The organism is Cellulophaga geojensis KL-A, assembly GCF_000568425.1.
Taxonomy (GTDB): domain Bacteria; phylum Bacteroidota; class Bacteroidia; order Flavobacteriales; family Flavobacteriaceae; genus Cellulophaga; species Cellulophaga lytica.
On record NZ_ARZX01000069.1, the window covers coordinates 1 to 1,338 of the forward strand.

At 33.9% G+C, this 1,338-nt stretch carries 2 protein-coding genes; both read right to left on the minus strand.

The window, feature by feature from the left end:
- Positions 1 to 900, minus strand: a 900-nt coding sequence (locus KLA_RS18020; protein ID WP_200868421.1) for an IS3 family transposase, incomplete at its 3' end; no start/stop codon positions are given.
- Positions 864 to 1,298 (minus strand): hypothetical protein, encoded by a 435-nt coding sequence (locus KLA_RS18310; RefSeq protein ID WP_034647405.1) that lies wholly within the window; start codon positions 1,296 to 1,298, stop codon positions 864 to 866. The genes KLA_RS18020 and KLA_RS18310, both read right to left, overlap by 37 nt.
- Between the last annotated feature and the right edge of the window lie 40 nt (positions 1,299 to 1,338).

The window sequence follows — 1,338 nt, forward strand, 5'->3', positions numbered from 1 at the left end:
AATCTCATTGAAACTAGTTTCAATGAGATTTTTTGATTTGTATTGTTTCATTATGATTTTGTTTTGCTGATGCATAAGCTCTGGTGTTAACATGTGGTTTGATAAATGTGGCCTTAAGTTGTTGTAAATGCAAATAGCTTGTTCTACCAATTTTCTCTTCATAGGTAGCGACTGTAAATGTTTTGCAACGTTGAACTCTTGTTTGAGTATACCATTGATCCTTTCTGCAATTGCATTTTCATAAGGGTCGTATTTTTCGGTCATACTGGATTTAATTGCGTTTTGCGACAATAGGTTCTGATATTCATTAGAACAATATTGCAACCCTCTATCAGAGTGGTGAATAAGTGGTTCATCTTTATACATCCTATTGTTCAAAGCCATCTCCAAAGCTTTTATGGTTCCATCAACTGCCAGACTTTCCGATACATTATATCCTATTATTTTTTTAGAATAAGCATCTGTTATTAATGCTAGATAAGATGGGTTGTTTCTAGAACCTAAATAGGTTATATCGCTAACCCATACTTGTTCTGGTCGATTAATTTCAACATTGCAAACAATATTCTTATGCTTTCTAAATCGATGGTGAGAATCTGTAGTTATCTGATATGATCTTTTAGGTTTTATAAGCATATGATTTGCTTTGAGTATTCTAAAGAGTTTATCTCTGCCAACATTTAAAACAATGAGTTTGTCTTTCAATATATAATACAATTTTCTAGTACCTATTTTAGGCATAATACTACGAATACTGCGCACTAAAGCAATCACTTGTTTTACTATATGCTGCTTTTTAGTCCTAGATTTAACAGCTCTATAATATACCTGTCTATTTAGCCCGAGTAAGTTACAGGTGGAAACTATTGTTTCTTTTTGTTCTTCTTTGAAGCGTTCAATAACTCGGGCGTGTAATTTTTTCTGATAGCAATATCATATTCTTTTTCCGCCATATCTACTAACATATCAAAAATGATTACCTTTTTATCAGCTCTTTCAGCTAAGTGCTCGGCACGAGCCTTTTGCTTTTCCAAAAGTTTAACTTTAGCCTCTAACTCAACGATTCTTTGTTCTGGTGTTTTTGCCACGTTTACTACGGATAGGTTTTCCCAATCAAAGGTACCATATTTTCGTAACCAAGATGTGATTGTCGATCTTGCTTGTATGCCATATTTAAGGTGAGCCGAAAGTCTATCCAGCTTACCAGATTCAATTTCCTCTACTACTTGAAGTTTAAAAGAAAGCGAGTAGTCTTTTTGGGTTCTTTTTGTATAACCCGTCTTTACTGATGTATTCATTACACTAAGTTTTAGTGTATCGCTATGTTAGGACGGGACA